This is a genomic window from Altericista sp. CCNU0014, assembly GCF_044923475.1.
Lineage (GTDB): Bacteria > Cyanobacteriota > Cyanobacteriia > Thermosynechococcales > Thermosynechococcaceae > JAAURS01.
Window position 1 is genome coordinate 2,086,568 of the sequence record NZ_CP137338.1, and the last position, 17,808, is coordinate 2,104,375.

Annotated in this window: 13 protein-coding genes; 4 read left to right on the forward strand and 9 right to left on the reverse strand. The window is 53.6% G+C overall.

What is annotated here, in order from left to right:
- Positions 1–28 precede the first annotated feature (28 nt).
- Entirely contained in the window at positions 29–532 is a 504-nt protein-coding gene (gene folK / locus R6H26_RS10210) for a 2-amino-4-hydroxy-6-hydroxymethyldihydropteridine diphosphokinase (RefSeq protein ID WP_404790350.1), read from the reverse strand.
- 203 nt (positions 533–735) lie between these two features.
- Between folK and btpA the strand changes: the two genes are divergently transcribed.
- Positions 736–1,593, forward strand: coding sequence for a photosystem I biogenesis protein BtpA (btpA, locus tag R6H26_RS10215; protein WP_404790351.1), 858 nt, complete (start codon positions 736–738; stop codon positions 1,591–1,593).
- 182 nt (positions 1,594–1,775) lie between these two features.
- On the opposite strand, the gene R6H26_RS10220 is transcribed toward btpA, so the two are convergent.
- From R6H26_RS10220 to R6H26_RS10245, 6 genes are all read right to left on the reverse strand, one after another.
- A complete protein-coding gene (locus R6H26_RS10220) occupies positions 1,776–2,327 on the reverse strand; it encodes a hypothetical protein (protein WP_404790352.1) in 552 nt (183 codons plus the stop codon).
- A 25-nt stretch (positions 2,328–2,352) separates the two neighbouring features.
- A complete protein-coding gene (locus R6H26_RS10225) occupies positions 2,353–5,598 on the reverse strand; it encodes a response regulator (protein ID WP_404790353.1) in 3,246 nt (1,081 codons plus the stop codon).
- Between the two features lie 88 nt (positions 5,599–5,686).
- On the reverse strand, positions 5,687–8,383 hold the full coding sequence (locus tag R6H26_RS10230) for a methyl-accepting chemotaxis protein (RefSeq protein ID WP_404790354.1): 2,697 nt from the start codon (positions 8,381–8,383) through the stop codon (positions 5,687–5,689).
- Between the two features lie 115 nt (positions 8,384–8,498).
- A complete protein-coding gene (locus tag R6H26_RS10235; RefSeq protein WP_404790355.1) occupies positions 8,499–8,996 on the reverse strand; it encodes a chemotaxis protein CheW in 498 nt (165 codons plus the stop codon).
- Positions 8,997–8,999: 3 nt separating this feature from the next.
- The gene (locus tag R6H26_RS10240; RefSeq protein WP_404790356.1) at positions 9,000–9,362 is read right to left on the reverse strand and encodes a response regulator transcription factor; all 363 of its coding nucleotides are present in this window, start codon (positions 9,360–9,362) and stop codon (positions 9,000–9,002) included.
- A 116-nt stretch (positions 9,363–9,478) separates the two neighbouring features.
- The gene (locus tag R6H26_RS10245; RefSeq protein ID WP_404790357.1) at positions 9,479–10,783 is read right to left on the reverse strand and encodes a response regulator; all 1,305 of its coding nucleotides are present in this window, start codon (positions 10,781–10,783) and stop codon (positions 9,479–9,481) included.
- A gap of 224 nt (positions 10,784–11,007) precedes the next feature.
- Between R6H26_RS10245 and purL the strand changes: the two genes are divergently transcribed.
- The 3 genes from purL (at position 11,008) to R6H26_RS10260 (ending at position 15,630) form a co-directional block, all read left to right on the forward strand.
- Positions 11,008–13,353 (forward strand): phosphoribosylformylglycinamidine synthase subunit PurL, encoded by a 2,346-nt coding sequence (gene purL / locus R6H26_RS10250; RefSeq protein WP_404790358.1) that lies wholly within the window; start codon positions 11,008–11,010, stop codon positions 13,351–13,353.
- A 64-nt stretch (positions 13,354–13,417) separates the two neighbouring features.
- Positions 13,418–14,944, forward strand: coding sequence for an amidophosphoribosyltransferase (gene purF, locus R6H26_RS10255; RefSeq protein ID WP_404790359.1), 1,527 nt, complete (start codon positions 13,418–13,420; stop codon positions 14,942–14,944).
- Between the two features lie 23 nt (positions 14,945–14,967).
- Positions 14,968–15,630, forward strand: coding sequence for an HAD family hydrolase (locus R6H26_RS10260; protein WP_404790360.1), 663 nt, complete (start codon positions 14,968–14,970; stop codon positions 15,628–15,630).
- Between the two features lie 102 nt (positions 15,631–15,732).
- On the opposite strand, the gene R6H26_RS10265 is transcribed toward R6H26_RS10260, so the two are convergent.
- Together R6H26_RS10265 and R6H26_RS10270 are read right to left on the reverse strand one after the other, a co-directional pair.
- Positions 15,733–15,945, reverse strand: a complete 213-nt coding sequence (locus R6H26_RS10265) for a hypothetical protein (protein WP_404790361.1) — start codon at positions 15,943–15,945, stop codon at positions 15,733–15,735.
- Between the two features lie 54 nt (positions 15,946–15,999).
- Complete coding sequence (locus R6H26_RS10270; RefSeq protein WP_404790362.1) at positions 16,000–17,682, reverse strand: GMC oxidoreductase; 1,683 nt, start codon at positions 17,680–17,682, stop codon at positions 16,000–16,002.
- Positions 17,683–17,808: the final 126 nt, after the last annotated feature.

Sequence of the window (17,808 nt, forward strand, 5' to 3'; positions counted from 1 at the left end):
AAGCCGTGCAACTCGCAAGCTGCGCTCCTCAGTTTGGGAGCAAAGCAACTCCGGTACAGTCTACTCGATCGCGGTGTTGCCGGACGGTCAATCCCGTCGCGGGATGAATCCAGTTTGGCAGCAGTTCGGCAAGGGGAACGAGGACGAAGGCCCGCTCTACCATGCGGGGGTGGGGGAGTATCAGCTCGGGGGTTTCGAGGACGAGGCTGTCGTAAAGCAATAAATCCAAGTCCAGGGTGCGGGGACCCCAACGTTCCGCGCGCTGTCGGCCAAATTCTCGTTCGACAGTCACGAGGAGATGCAGGAGGTCCTGGGGCGATCGCCTTGTCTCAATCACGATACAGCCATTCACGTAGTCCGGTTGCGCGGGTCCAACGGCGATCGTTTTGTACCAGTGCGACTGTCCGACCAGCATAGTGGTGGCTTCGTGACCCAAGACCTCGACCGCACCTTTGACCGTTGCCAGGGGATTGCCTAAATTACTGCCCAGGGCAATGGCTGCTAAAGGAGTAGAGTTGCCTGTCTCAGACATGTCAAGGGAATCCGATATCGAGAGCCAATCTAAAGGAAAATCAATGAGACGAACCTTCAGAATATATACTGTAAAGGCAAGCGAAGCCCAAAGTATTTCTACCATCGGATCCGTATTAGAACTCGATCCGATCTCGCTGCTTGGGCCATCCCGACTATTCAAGTTGCTTTAAATCCTTTTTGCTGAGTTTGACTCGATCGCCCGTGACATTACAGAACATCTTTAAGTCCGCTAACCCCATCATTGGCGTGGTTCACCTTTTGCCGTTGCCGACGTCTCCTCGCTGGGGCGGGAGCTTAAAGTCGGTGATCGATCGGGCGGAGCAGGAGGCGGCGGCGCTTGCGGCGGGCGGCGTGGACGGCATCATTGTCGAGAATTTTTTCGACGCGCCGTTTGCGAAAGATCGGGTCGATCCGGTGGTGGTCAGTGCCATGAGCTTGATCGTGCAGCGAATCATGACGCTGGTACCACTACCCATTGGTATTAACGTACTGCGCAACGATGCGAACAGCGCCATGGCGATCGCCACTTGCGTCGGCGCGCAATTTATCCGCGTCAACGTTCTGACTGGCGTGATGGCAACCGATCAGGGACTCATTGAAGGACAAGCCCATCAGCTGTTGCGATACCGCCGCGAACTGGGCAGCGACGTAAAAATTCTGGCGGACGTGCTGGTGAAGCACGCCCGTCCTCTCGGCTCCCCCAACCTGACGACAGCGGTGCAGGAAACCATCGAGCGCGGGTTAGCCGACGGCATTATTCTGTCGGGGTGGGCGACGGGCAGCCCGCCCAACTTTGAAGATTTAGAGCTAGCCATCAATGCGGCAAAAGGCGTGCCCGTCTTTATTGGCAGCGGTGCGAGTTGGGAAAACATCCCCCATCTGAGCCAGGCTGCCAACGGCGTTATCGTCGCGAGTTCGCTCAAGCGCGGCGGTCAGGTCGAAAATCGCGTCGATCCGATCCGCGTCAGCCGATTTGTTGAAGCAATGCGGCGCAGCGTGGCCAACCGAGACAGCATTGCCCCAGCAAAGTCTTCAGTCGCCATGCGTTCTGAGTCGTAAGGGCGCAAGGCCTTGCGCCTTTGCCGCGTCACGCAAGTCTCAAATACCTTGCGCTAGCCCCCCCCGACCCCCCAATTCTGGGGGGAGAAATCCGAAAACTAGGGGCAGTTCCCCCCAGAATAAAGCCCTATCGGGCTATAAGAAAGGGGGGCTAGGGGGGCGGATGCAGGATTGAATGAGTTTCATGAAAGATGTGTATATGCGACACCATCGTTACTTTGGCAAAGTCGATCGGGTCCGAGTAAAAAAATGGGTTCGGCATCGTCGGCTGTAACGATGATGGCGCTAACCGACTGTAACTTGCCGTAGAGGGGGTGCTCTGAGGTGAAAGGGCCGACCTTGCTTTGAGGAATGCGCTGAAGCTTAGGCTGGGAATCAATGGGAAATCCGAAGCGATCGCCCGTCGAAGTTTGAAACGCGATCGAGCAGCTTGCGTTGGCTTCCGACGCTCCAGCCGATCCGAAAGGGCGCTTCGGGGCCGCCGTCTCGGTTTCGGCAAAAATTTGCTGGCTGACATCGATGATGACCAGAGCGTCCGTTTCTGTCGTTTCTGTTGCAGCGAGACCGTTGCCCGTGTCGTCGCGGCTTCCGGCATCGACGGAACTGACCCGCAGAAGAGCCTCAACGGGAAGTGCAAACCAGTACTGGCGGAGGCGAAAAGTCACGTACTGCTGAGTTGCTTCTGCAATGCGGTTGGCAAAGCGTCTAGCGCGCAGGGGAGTAAGAGCAGCCATAAAGAAATTCCTGAAAAAGGACGGGTTAAGCAGCGACAGCTACGAGCTGGTGGAGCGTTTCGAGCAGCGTATCTTCGCGGAACGGCTTAGAAAAATAGTCGCTCGCCCCCAGGGACATGGCTAGCTTGCGGTGTTTGTCGCCACTGCGAGACGTGAGCATGACCACTGGAATATTTTGGGCCGTCGGCATCGCTTTGATATGGGCTAAGAACCCAAAGCCGTCGAGACGCGGCATTTCGACGTCGCAGACCACCGCCTGAATGGGTAAACCGGAGTGCACTTGTTCGAGGGCGTGCTGCCCGTCTTTGGCCTGCTCGACCCGGAAGCCTGCTTTTTCGAGCGTCAGCGCTAGGAAGCGGCGGACGTTGACGGAGTCATCCACGACCATCACTAAGGGTCGAACTGGAGCAGCCGCTGCGGCGATCGCTGCGATGGGCTGTTGGGCGATCGCTGCAATTTCCTGAAGTTCGGCATCGGGTTCGGCTTCGAGATGCTGGCTTTGAGCGTCGATGTACTGAAGCAGGCTGAAGGGATCGACGAGGGGGACGATGCGACCGTCTCCCAAGACGGTGCAGCCTGCAAAGGCAGAAGGCAAAGCAATGGCGCCCTCAACTTGACGGACGGTCACTTCCTGCTCGCCCCAATAGCGATCGACTTGAATTCCCACCACTTCACCGTCCCGATCGACGAGTAGAACGCTGGGTCGGTCGATTTTAGGAGAAGATTCGAGATCGGCTTGGAGGTTCGAACGGGGGAACGTCAGCCAATCCTGAAGCTGCACGAAGGGAATCGCGGTGCCATCGAGGTCGAGGGTTTTGCGTCCGCTGGCAGAAGAAAGGTTTTGGGACTCTAGAAGCAACATTTCCTCCACCGAATCGGTCGGAAATGCCATCAGAGAACCGTTGCTTTCCACGAGAAGGACGCGAATTACCGAAAGGTTAAAGGGAACGGTGAGCGTAAAGGTCGTGCCCTGGCCCAGTTGGGTATCGACGGAAATCGAACCTTTGATTTTTTGGAGGTTGGTGCGAACGATATCCATGCCCACGCCCCGTCCCGACAGATCGCTCACCTGCTCGGCAGTGCTGAAACCGGGTTCGAAAATGAGATCTAAGAGTTCGGAGGGCGTGGCGGTTTCTAAGGTGTCGCGATCGAGACCCATGCGAGCCGCTTTGGCTTTCACTTTTTCTAAATCGATGCCGTTGCCGTCATCCCGCAGGGTAATGACGATTTGGTTGCCGCGATAGGCGGTATTGATGGCGATCGATCCCTTGGCTGGCTTGCCTTTGGCCATCCGAGCTTCGGGCGTTTCAATGCCGTGGTCGAAGGAATTGCGGAACAAGTGAATCAGCGGATCGCTGAGGGTTTCCAAAACCGTCCGGTCTACTAGCGTGGAGCCGCCGGAAATTTTAAGTTCGACGGCCTTATTGTGCTGCTGGCAGAGTTCGCGCAGCGTTCGGGGGAAGCGTCCCAGTACGTCGGAGATAGGCCGCATCCGCATTTGCGTCATGCCCACTTGAAGCTTTTTGGCCGTGCGGCTTAAGGACCTTGCGGTTTGTTCGGCGTCGTCTAGGTGAGTATTGATGTCAGTCGTGACTTCTTCGATTTGGACGGCGCTCTCCATCAGTTCCTGAGACAGCGAATGGAGTTCGCTGTAGCGATCCATTTCTAGAATGTCAAACCCTTGGGTTAAATCTGAAAATGCACCGCCACTGATGAGAGAAAAACCCATGCCGTCGGTGGCTGACTGAAGTGAGGGTTGCTCGGTCTGCGCGCTAGAACGGGCCGAACGGCGATCGAGATCCGACGATCGCGCGAAGTCGGAGGCTTGCATTGCAACTTTTTCTGAGGTGCTTCTGAGCTGGACGTTAGATTCTTCTAAAGAGCGCACCCGTTGCGTTAGGAGTCCGGTCAAGTCGCGCAGCCGTTTGAGCTGAAGGGTTAACCCGCTGCGCTCGATTAACAGTTCGCCGAGTAACTCTCCCATTTGGTTGAGCTGCTGCGCTGAAACCCGAAGCGTTTGGTCCGCCTCTGAATCTTGACGGTCTGGGTGCAGGTCGGCGCGATCGCCGATCGCGCCGACCTTTGTCTTCGCGGACCGTGCGACTGGGGTTGGTTCCGCTGCTGCGAGAACGGGTTCGGCGATCTCTGGGAGGTCTGAGGTAGGCTCTGGGGGCGCAGAATGCGGTTCTGGAACGGTCAATAACCCTTCGATTTCCAGCGTTGGCTGGACTTCAGAAGATTCCAGTGCCTCGACGACTTCTGTAAGTTCTAGAAAATCGTCAACTTCTGGGATCGGGTCGCTGGTCCCAGGGGACTCAAAGGCAGCGGAGAACTCGAATTCATCCGCTGGGGTTTCCAACTCCTCTAACCCCAGCGCATCCCAGTCCATCTCCATCTCGCTCAATGCGGGGGAAGAATCGGCGATCGCCTCTGAGGGAGCGGCTGGAGCGGCTGGAGCGGCACCCAATCCCAACGTCGTTGGAATCAAGTCCCGTTGACCGATCGTCACCATGGCTTGGGCTTTGCGCCAAGCCTGCAGGGCCTGATTTGCCACGGGAACCAACCGATCGGTTGCAACTGCGGCCAGATGACGGGAAACATCTTGGCAAAGGTCGCAAAACGTCGGCAGATCCAACATTTCGCCAAGGCCGCCCAGTTCTTGGGCGGCGATCGCAAATTCCGACTTAAGGCAAGGTAAGTCGGGATTGCCCAACACCTCATCGAGGCGGTTCAAGATCGAATCGACCTCTGTTCCAAACAGGAGGGCAATCATATCTTCCCCTGCCTCTTCGGAAAGCAGCGCTGTTTCGTCTTCGGGCTGGGGTTCTCCCAAGCGGTCGTACAGCGCCTCAAAGGTGGGTGCAGCGGTACCGTCAAGCCATGCATCGGATAGGGGAGTCCCCTGGCGATCGCATTGTGCCACCTGACGGAGATGGTCGACCCCTAACAACAGCAATTGCTCGACATTTTCATCTTTGGCGTCGGCAGGTCTGACCTTCAGCACCTTGAACGAATCTTCAATGCGGTGGGCGAGGCGGCTGAGGGTCGCGAACCCCATCATGGCGCTACCGCCCTTGATGGAGTGAGCCGCTCTCAAAATCCCATCCATTGTAGAGCGGTCTAGCCCTCGGGCAGACATGCCGAGCACGCCCGATTCGATCTCATCCAGGTACACCTGCGCTTCATCTAAAAACTGGAGCCGGACTTGCTGTTCGCTATCTTTGGTTTTATTAAGCATGGTGGCTGCATCGGTAAGTGCAGAGCTGCCCACAACGCGGCTCTACTGAACGGAAAAATATCTGTGGGATAAAAACAAAGGCAGGCAGCAGGGGAAAAGGCCCCTGCCGCCCCCAAACTGCCTACGCGTCGACCTTAAACGTTCCCACCGAAGCTTGGAGCTGCTGGGCGATCGCAACTGTCTCTTGCAGGGACGTTGACACTTGCCGGGAGGTATCGGAGGTGCGTTCGGAACCTTCAGTAATTTGCTCCATCAGCAGTTTTACTACTTGAGACGTCTCGGTTTGAGAAACCGTGGCGCTGGAAATAGACCGCAGCAGCTCGTCGATTTCGCGAGAGACTTTCACGATTTGATTCAGGCTTTCTTTGGCCTCTTCCACCTGACGCGTCCCTTCAACCACCTGAGTGGTCCCGTTTTCCATCGCGTCCACCACCTCGCTGGTTTCCCGTTGAATGGCATCCACGATTCCTTCAATTTCCTTCGTTGCAGCCGCAGATTGTGCCGCCAGCGCCCCGACTTCCTCCGCAACCACTGCGAAGCCCCGTCCTTCTTCGCCAGCTCGGGCTGCCTCAATACTGGCGTTAATGGCAAGGAGGTTGGTCTGCAACGCGATTTGGTTGATCAGAGACACCACCTTAGAAATCTGTTGAGACGATTCCCCAAGGCGTTTCACCTTCTTGGCTGTTTCGGCAACGGTTTCGCGCAGTTGCAAAATACTGTCCACCGTGCGATCCATGGTTTTACCGCCATTTTCAGCGGTCAGAGAGGCAATTCCCGACACTTTGGCTGCCTGGCGGGCGTTTTCAGCCACTTGCTGAATCGACAGGGCCATATCTTCTACCGATCGCAGGGTATCGGTAATTTGCTGCGCTTGGGTTTGCGCGTCTTGGGCCAACTGACCCATGACGAGTTCGTTACTGCCGACGGAATTGTTCACCTGGGCAGAAGCGACTTTCACCTGGGATACAATCCCTCGCAGACTTTCTACAATAGAGTTAAAGAAGTCAGCTACAATTCCAATTTCTCCAGCACTCACGTCGGCCCGCACGGTTAAGTCGCCTTCGGATGCGCCTTCAACGTCTTGCAGGAGGGTCAGGAGTTCCATTTGCAATGCTTCGTTTCGTTTTTGGGCCTGCTCTGCTTCAAATTGCTTCCGCTCGATCAGGGCCAGACCGCCAAGGGCCGTTGCAAATTCCGCTGCAAATTCTTGCATCGTGTCGATTTCAGCTTGATGCCAATCGTGAGTGCGGGTGCAGTGGTGAACCACCAGTAATCCCAGCAATTCTTCCCCTTGAACGATGGGGACCACTAAGTTGGCTTTAATTTGCAGCCGCTTCATCAGATCTAGGTGATCGGGGTGGAACCCGGCATTAAACACGTCGCTGGTCGGTACAGTGCGACCTTGCTTGTAAGCATCTCGCAGTACGGCAGGAATGCAAGGATCTTCGATTTTGTCGGCGAGCGCTAAGGGAAGGTTGGGAAGAACGGCTTCGCCCGCAATATGACCGCTCCAGTCCGAATAAAAACGGTAGATGACGGCCCGATCGGCATTTAGAGTTTTGCGGACTTCTTCAAGGAGGGGATTGAGGGGGGCGACGAGGGCTTGAGTGTCTGTCGCCTGAGCCACTTCGGCCAGCAGTTGCGTTTTGCGAGCGCTTTGTTCCTGCTGAGTCAAAAAGGCCTGAATTTGTCCGGCCATCAAGTTGATGTTGCCGCCCAGAATGGCAAGTTCGTCGGTTCCGGCAACTTCCACGCGGGTATCGAGCTGACCTTGGCCGATTTTGCCCACCGCGTCCGCAGACGCCAGAATGGGTTGCGTAGCGCGGCTAGCTAATGTAGAAGCAATAGCCGCTACCGCCGCTGCTGTGCCCAAGGTACCTAAGGTTAGAAAGAGTGCGAGATCTCGCGAAGACTTGAATGCAATGTCCTTATCGACCGCGAGAATGGCATCCCATTTCAGGTCTGGCATTTGGTTGAGTTTTTGCAGCGGCGCGTAAGCAATCAACTGATCGCTTTTTGACATGCCATCTATGCCGTATTCAACTCCTGTTTTTCTACTCTCCAATCGCTGAGCGAGCGCTTTAAAGTCGTCTTTCGCAGAACGTCCCACCTGCTCCTTTTCTAAGGCCAAAAAGAACTGGCCGGACGCGTCGACGAGGTGATATTGCTCGCCATTATCGCTAAAGTTTTTAATGACTTCTTCTAAGGCGGCAAGGAGCATCCGAGAACGCACAACACCAATAATTTGACCCGTCGCTTTATTTCTGACGGGAGCAGCCAGGTAAATCGAAACCTTCCCAGTTGTTTTGGATACATCCGGTTGAGAAATGATTGCTTTTCCAGTCTTCAGTGCCTCTTGGAAGTAACTCCGGTCCTTGTGATTTTTAAGCGCGGGGCCAGCCGATTGAGCAAGGACATCGCCGTTGACGTCGAACACGGCAATACTGTCATAAACGCTATATTTTTTAATATATGTATCGAGAACCGCGTTTTTTTCGCTGGGGCTAATTGCACTAATGAGTTTGGGATTGCTAAAGACGGGCTGTTCGGCCAGCACTTGGATGTCGCCGTAGCGCTCCACCATAAAACGGTTGACCTTATCGGCCATCCCTTCCGCCCGCGTTTTTTCTGCGTTCGAGATTTGATTCGTGAGGGCCTGACTTGAAACGGAGTAGGCCACTCCCCCAATCCCGACCACCGGGACGGTCCCGATCGCGATCGCCAGGAAAGTAGCTTTTGCCTTTAGGCCCAGATTTGCCCACCAAGTCGCAGCACCTTGAGGGGACAACGGAGAAGAATTAACACGAGTCGTTTCCATAATTGATGTCAGATCCCCCGACCATAAAAAAGTAAGCGTGAATAAATTTGACAAATGCGGTCAGTCGAGGCAGTGTGGCGCTTACCTTTCTGACCGCAATTTTTAAGACAATCTTCTATCGATTCCCAGCCAATACGGGTGACCGAACGATGGCGTCCACATCGAGCACCCAGAGCGTTTCCCGCTCGTGAATCAAACCGCCCCGCAGGTAGGGCGTTAGTTCCGGCAGAATCTCTCCCAGCATGGGTTGCATGGCTTCCGTCACAAGTCGCACGACCCCTCGAATTTCTGGCACGACCAGTCCCAGCGGCGTTTTCCCAGACCGAATAATTGCCAGGTTATACTGCTGCACGTTTAGACTCTGAGACTCCAATCCCAGCAGTTGCGCTAAGTTGACAACCCAAATAACTCGGCTTTTTTGGTTGAGCAAACCCAGTACGCAAGCGGGCATATTGGGCACGGGCGTGACCCTACTCGGTGGAATGGCGATCGCCTCTTGAGCCTGAGCCATCGGCAACACGGCAAATTGTTCGAGCGTCAGTTGGACCTTCAGGTAAGGATCGCCAACGGCTTTCTGCTGAAGCGTTTGAGCGTCTAGAATGGGCAGCTTCATAACTTAGGCGATGACAGATTTAACAGCTTTTACCAAATCGTCTTGAGTAAAAGGCTTGGTGACGTACACATCTGCACCCTGCTTCATACCCCAGAGGCGATCCAAATCTTGATTTTTAGAAGTACAAACTACGATGGGCGTTTTTTGAGTCGCTTCATTTTTCTTGAGCGTGCGGCAAAGTTCAAATCCACTCATCCCTGGCATGACGACATCCGTGACCACCACATCGGGTTTGTGGTCTGCAGCCTTGCTCATTGCCTCTTTGGCATCCGTTGCAACGATGACAGAAAAACCGCTTTCTTTCAGGAAACGCGTCATTAATTCGAGTTCCGAAGGTGTATCGTCGACAACCAGAATCGTTTTCATAGTAGCCTCTATCAATAGTGTGAAATAACTGTGCGAAATATCAAAGTCCGATGACCTTAGTATTCCCATCTCGTTGCAGGAACTGACGGATGGTGTATGGATAATAGTGCTGCGCCTCAAACGAGATAGCGGAATACCATCTTCAGGAGCTGCTCCTGAGTAAAGGGTTTCGTCATGTAGTCAGTGGTCCCAGCCATTTTTGCCCTGGCCCGATCGATGAGTCCGGTATTGCCCGTCACCATGATGATGGGGATTTTCTTAAACATGGAATGCTTGCGGAGTAAGCGACATAGCTCGTATCCATCGACTTTCGGCATTCCAACATCGAGGAGAATCAAGTCGGGCTTGATTCGCATGAGTTCGACCAAGGCTTTTAAGGAATCTTGAATCAGAGATAGCGAGAGATTTTCATCGCCCAAAAACTGCTCGATCGTTTGCAACATGGCTGGGCTATCGTCAATGCAGGCAACTCGGAATGTCTTCGTTTCTTCCGAGGATTGGGGCAGCGCGTCGAAACTCCCGACCGATTCGGATGGCTCTGAAACGGGTGCAGGGGTTGCCTCCGCACTGATCGCTTCAACGGCTTGAGTGGAGGTATCTTGAGTGTTGGTACCTTGAGTGTAGGTACAAGTTGTCGCAAAACTGGGCAGCTCGCTGTATGGAAACTGCGCCTCCCGCAGTAGAATGGCTTTGTCCAGAATCAACGGATAGAGACTTTTCACCAGCTTTAGCTCGTCTTGATCGAGCATAATTGCAAGATGTCTGAAGCTAAAGCCCTTTAACAGTTTTCCCAAGCGTTGCTGTCGCTCCGATGTGAGTTTGAGGGACTGAGATTGGCTGAAAAGATAGGGCCGTTGATAGGGAGAGCAAATGTGGGGCGCTAGACTTTGCCAAACTTGAATGCGTTCGTCGCACTCTTGGAGCAATCGATCGAAATCGAGCGGTTCCGCAATGCTGAGAACCCGTTCGCTCGGCACAAAGGTGGTCGTGCCTTCTCGCACCAGCAAAAGAGACTCCAACGCCTCTTTTGACATCGATAAAATCAAAGCTCGAGCTGCTTCTGGGTCTAAAGTTTCATCTTGCAGGAGCATGCCAATGCCCTGATAATCTGGCCGAGGATGGGTATCGGCTTCTCCGTGGGAATCGAGCGACAAGCGAATTTGGGCGCGACTGCCTTGGGTAATAGCAGGAATGCGACGGCTGAGACCCCGCAAATGGCAGTCGAGCCGATCGATGGACTCGACGGAGTGAGTGATGTAGAGCAGCTGCCCGCAATCGATGTAGACGAACCATTTCGTTGAGCCGCTATCAATTTCAAGGTAGCCTCTTTGAATGCCTTGTAGGTGCTCTTGGATGGCTCGAGCTGCTTCAAAGGCGTTCTGGCTGTCAATCTCTAGATTGGGTTCGGACAGTTGAATCATTTATTTACCCCGTTCGTGTTACCGATTTTTGCCATTTTTGAGTAAGCCTAAACGCGTTGCATCAATGAAAACGACTGAGGTGTTCCTTAAGTCGTGCATGGCTTTGTGGAAATCGGGCTGGCCTTAGTATGCCCCGGTCTATTGGGAAGCGAGCATTCAGTGCGATGCAACCGAGGGAGAACTCTGCTTGTACAATAGGCATCTGTGCTGTTGGTGAGGCTGACATGTTGACTGCTGCCCCGTTTACTCCCGAAGAAATTGCGTCTGAAGGACTAAAGCCTCAAGAATACGAAGATATTGTCCGGCGTCTGGGTCGCCATCCCAATCGAGCCGAGTTGGGTATGTTTGGGGTGATGTGGTCGGAACATTGCTGTTATAAAAACTCGCGCCCGCTGCTCAAGCAATTCCCTACAACGGGAGCGCGGATCCTCGTCGGCCCTGGTGAAAATGCGGGTGTGGTGGACTTGGGGGACGGCCTGCAATTGGCCTTCAAAATTGAGTCCCACAATCATCCTTCGGCGGTAGAACCATTTCAGGGTGCAGCTACGGGTGTCGGCGGCATCCTGCGCGATATTTTTACGATGGGAGCGCGACCCATTGCGCTTTTAAATTCGCTCCGCTTTGGCGATTTGGCCGATGCCCGCACGCGGCGCTTGTTTGCCGGAGTGGTCTCTGGAATTTCGCACTACGGCAACTGCGTCGGCGTGCCGACGGTTGGCGGAGAGGTGTATTTCGACGCGGCTTACTCTGGCAATCCCCTGGTGAACGTGATGGCGCTGGGTCTGATGGAGACATCGGAAATTGTGAAGTCAGGCGCAGCCGGAATTGGCAACCCCGTCCTGTACGTGGGTTCTACGACGGGACGAGATGGAATGGGCGGGGCCAGCTTTGCCAGTGCGGAACTCAGCGATGAGTCGGAAGCCGATCGCCCTGCGGTCCAAGTCGGCGATCCGTTTCTAGAAAAATCCCTGATCGAAGCCTGTCTGGAAGCTTTCAAAACGGGAGCAGTGGTTGCAGCCCAGGATATGGGTGCGGCGGGCATTACCTGTTCCACGGCAGAAATGTCGGCCAAGGGCGGGGTTGGGGTGGACTTCGACCTAGACAAAATTCCCGTCCGCGAGTCTGGCATGGTGCCCTACGAATACATGCTCTCGGAATCCCAGGAGCGGATGCTGTTTGTCGCCCACAAGGGCCGCGAGCAAGAACTGATCGATATTTTCCATCGCTGGGGGTTACAGGCCGTCGTTGCTGGGGAAGTCACGGAAGACCCGATCGTGCGAATTCGCTTTAAGGGCGAGATTGCCGCTGAAATTTTAGCCACGGCCCTTTCCGACAACACCCCCATTTACGAACGGGAAGTGCTGGCCGAGCCACCCGCTTACGCTCAGGAGGCTTGGCGGTGGACGGGCGATCGCCTCCCTTCCGCTACCGCTACGGGGCTAGACCTCCCCGACGGCTCCCAATCTTGGACCCGAGTCCTGACGCAGCTACTAGCCGCTCCCACGATCGCCTCAAAACGCTGGGTGTACCGTCAGTACGACCACCAAGTCCAAAACAATACGGTCGTGCTCCCCGGCGGCGCGGATGCAGCGGTCGTGCGCTTGCGGCCTGTCGATCCGCCCTTGCCCGCCCAACAGGCCACGCGCGGCGTCGCGGCAACTGTAGACTGCAACGCTCGCTACGTGTATCTGGATCCCTACGAAGGCGCTAAAGCAACGGTCGCGGAGGCTGCCCGAAACTTGAGCTGCGTGGGCGCAGAACCGATCGCCGTGACGGACAACCTCAATTTTGGCAGTCCTGAGAAACCCATTGGCTACTGGCAGCTCGCCGAAGCGTGTCGAGGGCTGGCCGATGCCTGTCGCGCCCTGAAAACCCCCGTCACGGGCGGGAACGTCTCGCTCTACAACGAAACCTTAGACAGCGAAGGCAACCCCCAGCCTATCTACCCCACGCCCGTTGTCGGGATGGTGGGACTGATTCCCGACCTGACCCAGATTTGCGGGCAGGGCTGGCAGCAGGAAGGCGATCGCATTTACCTCCTCGGCAGTCCCCTCGGTATCCCCACCCCCTCAGTCACCCTGGGCGCTTCGGAATACCTCGCTGCAATTCACACCACCGTTGCAGGCCGTCCCCCCCGTGTTGATTTCGATCTAGAAAATTCAGTGCAAGCCGCCTGCCGTCATGGCATCCGCCAGGGATGGGTGCGCTCTGCCCATGACAGCGCCGAAGGCGGCGTGGCCGTTGCCCTCGCCGAAGCTTGCATTTCAGGCCAGCGCGGTGCGCAGATTGCCGTTCCCAATCCTGGTGAAAATCTCCGGTGGGACGAGTTACTGTTTGGCGAAGGGGGCGCGCGAATTTTGGTGTCCGTCAATCCAAGAGATCGCGCTGAATGGGAAGCCTGTCTGCAGCAAAACCTAGGAAACCATTGGCAGCATTTAGGCGCTGTAGGGGCAATGGGCGATCCCCTCGAACTCAAAACCGAAGATAACCTGACATTAATCTCGGCTAGTATGGAGGAGATCGCTTCTCCTTGGCTCACCTCAATCGAGACCATTTTGACGGCTGACTAAATAGCCTCAAGCATGCTTCAATCGTAATCTGGCTAACTTTTCCCGATCAGGAGTCATTCCCCGCATGGCCGCTTTTTCCTCTGCATCTTCCGACGGATTGGAGTCTCTCTCAACCCTAGACGAAGGTGCCAGTTCGGTACCGGATCGTCCTGATAAACCGGAGGAAGCCTGTGGTGTATTTGGAATCTACGCACCTGGTGTCGAGGTTGCCAAACTGACCTATTTCGGACTCTTTGCCCTCCAGCATCGCGGCCAAGAATCTGCTGGGATTGCAACCTACGTAGAGGATAAGGTCTACCTTCACAAAGAAATGGGGTTGGTCACTCAAGTCTTTGACGAGCACATTTTACAAACGCTCCCCGGCTCTATTTCTGTAGGCCACACCCGCTACTCTACGACCGGTTCTAGCCGCGTTGTGAACGCTCAGCCTGTCTTGGTCGATACTCGCCTCGGGCCGCTGGTCTTGGCTCACAATGGTAATTTAGTCAACGCAGCGGAGGTTCGCGATCGACTCATCGCCGACAATTGGGAGTTGGCCAGTACCACTGACTCTGAGGGCATTGCCTGCGCGATCGCCCATGAGGTGCAGCTCGGCAAGGACTGGCTGGAAGGTGCCATTACCGCCTGTCAGATGTGCGAAGGTGCGTTTAGCTTGGTAGTGGGCACGCCCGTAGGCATCATGGGTATCCGCGACCCCCACGGCATTCGACCTTTGGTCATTGGCATACTGCCCAAGGAAGATCCCGAAGACGAGGGACCGCTGCACTACGTCCTGTCTTCGGAAAGCTGCGGGTTAGACATCATTGGCGCAGAGTATCTCCGCGATGTAGAACCCGGAGAGCTGGTGTGGATTACTGAAAAAGGTTTGGCTTCGTTCCATTGGTCGGCTCAGCCGGAGCGCAAGCTCTGTATCTTTGAGATGATTTACTTTGCCCGGCCCGACAGCCAAATGAATGGTGAAAGCCTCTACAGTTACCGCACCCGCATCGGTCACTACCTGGCCAAAGAATCTCCAGTCGAGGCCGATATCGTGATTGCCGTGCCGGACTCTGGCATTCCAGCGGCGATCGGCTATTCTCAAAAATCTGGCATTCCTTACGTTGAAGGGCTGATTAAAAACCGCTACGTGGGCCGCACCTTCATTCAGCCCACCCAAAAGATGCGGGAAATGGGCATCCGCATGAAGCTGAACCCATTGCGGGATGTTCTCGAAGGCAAGCGGGTTGTGATTGTGGATGACTCCATCGTGCGGGGGACCACGAGTCGCAAAATTGTGAAGACGCTGCGGGATGCGGGGGCGACCGAAGTCCACATGCGAATTTCTTCCCCACCCGTGACGCATCCTTGTTTTTACGGCATCGATACGGACAATCAAGATCATCTGATTGCCGCCACCAAGTCCGTTGCTGAAATTGCCGAGCAGATTGGCGTGGATTCGCTGTACTACCTCAGTTGGGCAGGAATGCTAGAGGCCACCCGCGAAACGACAACGAGTTTTTGTTCGGCTTGCTTTACGGGTCAGTACCCGATCGCCATTCCAGAGCCATTGAAACGCTCGAAGCTGATGCTGGAAGAAACGGCGATCGCGTAAATATTTGTCGTTCCATCAATTCCATGATTGAGGCAGTGCTGTTTGACCTAGATGGAACCTTAAGCGATCCAAAGGTGGGGATTACTCGTTCCATTCAGTTTGCCTTGTCAGCCTTGAATTGCTGGGTGCCAGAGCAGGATGATTTGCTCTGGTGTATTGGGCCGCCATTACGTCAATGTTTTGCGCAGTTGCTCCAGACTTCAGATTCGGCTTTAATCGATCGCGCAATTAACCTTTACCGCGATCGCTTCTCTAGCATTGGCCTGTTTGAAAACGATCTCTATCCTGAGATTCCAAGTGTACTTCGGGCTTTGCGTGAATTCGGCTATCAATGCTTTGTTGCAACTTCTAAGCCTCAAGTTTTCGCACGGCAAATTATCGAACATTTTCAGCTAACATCATTGCTGGATGGTATTTACGGCAGCGAACTAGACGGCACCCGCAGCGATAAAGGGGAATTGATTCAGCATATTTTGCAGGTGGAACAACGATCTCCTCAGATCTGTCTGATGGTTGGCGATCGCTCCCACGACATGATTGGCGCAAAGCGCAACAGACTCGCGACAATTGGCGTAACTTACGGCTATGGAACCGCAGCTGAACTGACTGCCCACGGTGCAGATTACCTGGCCCATAACCCTAAAGAAATCATCTCTGTTTTTGAATCATTTTACAGTAAGCCATGATGCCTGACACGGGTAATCTGCAAGGCGGTATTGATGTACGCATTCAAAATGCTGCACAAATCACTCTCAGTTCGCTCGGACGACAGATCGTTGTCACGATTATCAGTAGCGCATCCAGTAACGCTCAATTTGTCCAAATTTATCGGTCAGCTCGACGACGTTCCTCGGCGATCGCCCGGATCGGGAATGCGCTAAAGATTCGCGGGCTAACGTTCCGGCTGAGCGGCTGCAAGTAACCTTATCTACAACAGCTCCCAACTTTGTCGGTTCGCTCCAGCCGGATTGCAGACAGACTTTCACAATGTAGTTACACATTTTTTAATGCAGTATGCATTTCACAAAAGTGTTTCTACAGTGTGTGAAGCATTATTAATTCCCTTGGCCCAAATGACTCGAAAGTCTCAAAGCCAGCCCTGCAAGTGCGAGGACGGGGTTTGCTGCGGTGCTGATAGGCATGACAGACATATCACAAACATACAGTCCGGTAGTGCCTCGAACTTTGAGATCTTCATCTACAACCGAATCATTATTGAAGCTAGCGTTGCGGTTAGCTTTCCACGGCATCCGTAAGGTGCCACAGGCGTGATGAACAGTACCCCAACCAAAAGGCCATTGCTTGCCATTTCCCCCGCCATACTCACCAGTAATAAAGTCCACATCATTGAATTCTGCGAAAACACGATTTCTTGTTTGATTGAGTAAATCGAAAAACTCTTGTTGTCCTTTGCTCCAACCCGCGAGAGCCGGGAAGCGAGACTGCAGCAAATCACTCAGATTCGAGAAGCGTTTGAAGCGAATGTCAGGAGTGTAGTTATCATCAACGCGGGAGAGAATTCCATTCTCATCATCAAGACAATTCCCAAAGCTGAATTTGATGTCAACACGCGTTTTACTAGTATCGTCAACTACGGGTTCAGCAGACAGATCGTTGTTTCTCAGGTGCCAGTATTCGTGATTGACATTCATCTCTATATTGAAGGGATAGATCGTATGACCACTAGCATCTCGATTACCCCGTGAGTAGAAGACGATCTTGGCGTGATCCCGGCGACTGAGTTGAATTCGTGAGCCATTTCTTCCCACTGACGACACATAAGCCTGAGACTCCCCTGTAACAGGATGATCCGTTAAGCCAAAACCTACTTTCTGCTGAATTTCAACAGGCAGGCTTTGATAGACGGCAGAACGATCGATCAGTTTAGGACTTTCTGTAGAACCGGCAGCAATGACAACTTTAGGGGAGTAAAAACTGACCTGTTCTCCTGTAATGGTGTTAGTGGTTTTGACTTCATACCAGTCAAAGGGCACGTTTTGGATAGCTTCTACAAAACTGTTGAGTTTAATGAATAGACCATTACCGTTTTGATCGGCACCCGGCGTTAGTCCGACCTGATTGATAAGTAGTTCAGCCGTGTTAAACACACCTGTTGGTTCTACAAAGAATTGATCCCGTGGCATACCGTCGGGATTGAGGTAGGGTTGATGCACGGCGCGAGGTGTCTGTTTTATCTCAAAATCTGTATTTAGATCGCTAGTCTGAAAATAATTCACTAATTCTTGTGCCTTATCGCTCAGTGAGAACGATGTATTCATCCGATCGGTGGCCAAGTCAAAGTACTGTGAGACCAAATCCTGACGTACATTGTCTGGGAAGAACTCCATTTCCCAACTCTGAGCTTGCGGAATCAGACCGGACCAAAAAATAGAACGCCCACCAAAACATAATTGGGGCTTAGCACCAATGAAATGAGAATCGCTAGGTGATTGCTTAAAGTTATCTACCTCAAAGTGCGGGGCAACTGAGCCGTTGGGTATGCGACTGATGTTATAGACATGAGTTGGGTAAATGAAGGAACCAGCGTCCAAAACCAAAATGCGATGACTTTTCCCCAGTCGATCCGCTAAGTCGTCTGCCAGAATGCCACCTCCTATTCCAGAACCGATGATGATGAAGTCAAAGTCTTTATTGTCGCCGTCATAATCTCGGATTAAGCGAGTGTGGGCTTGAGGTTTTTCTGTAACCAAATTTACGTAGTTGTTCTGAAATGGCATCTGTCTTACCCTTGGTTTTTCAGAGTTACTTTACTCGCCAAAAGAAGATAATAGCTTACTTTGCTGGGTAGCATAAAAAGGTCTTTTTAGCCATCGCTGGGGTGGTGAAGGGGGATTAAACCAGAA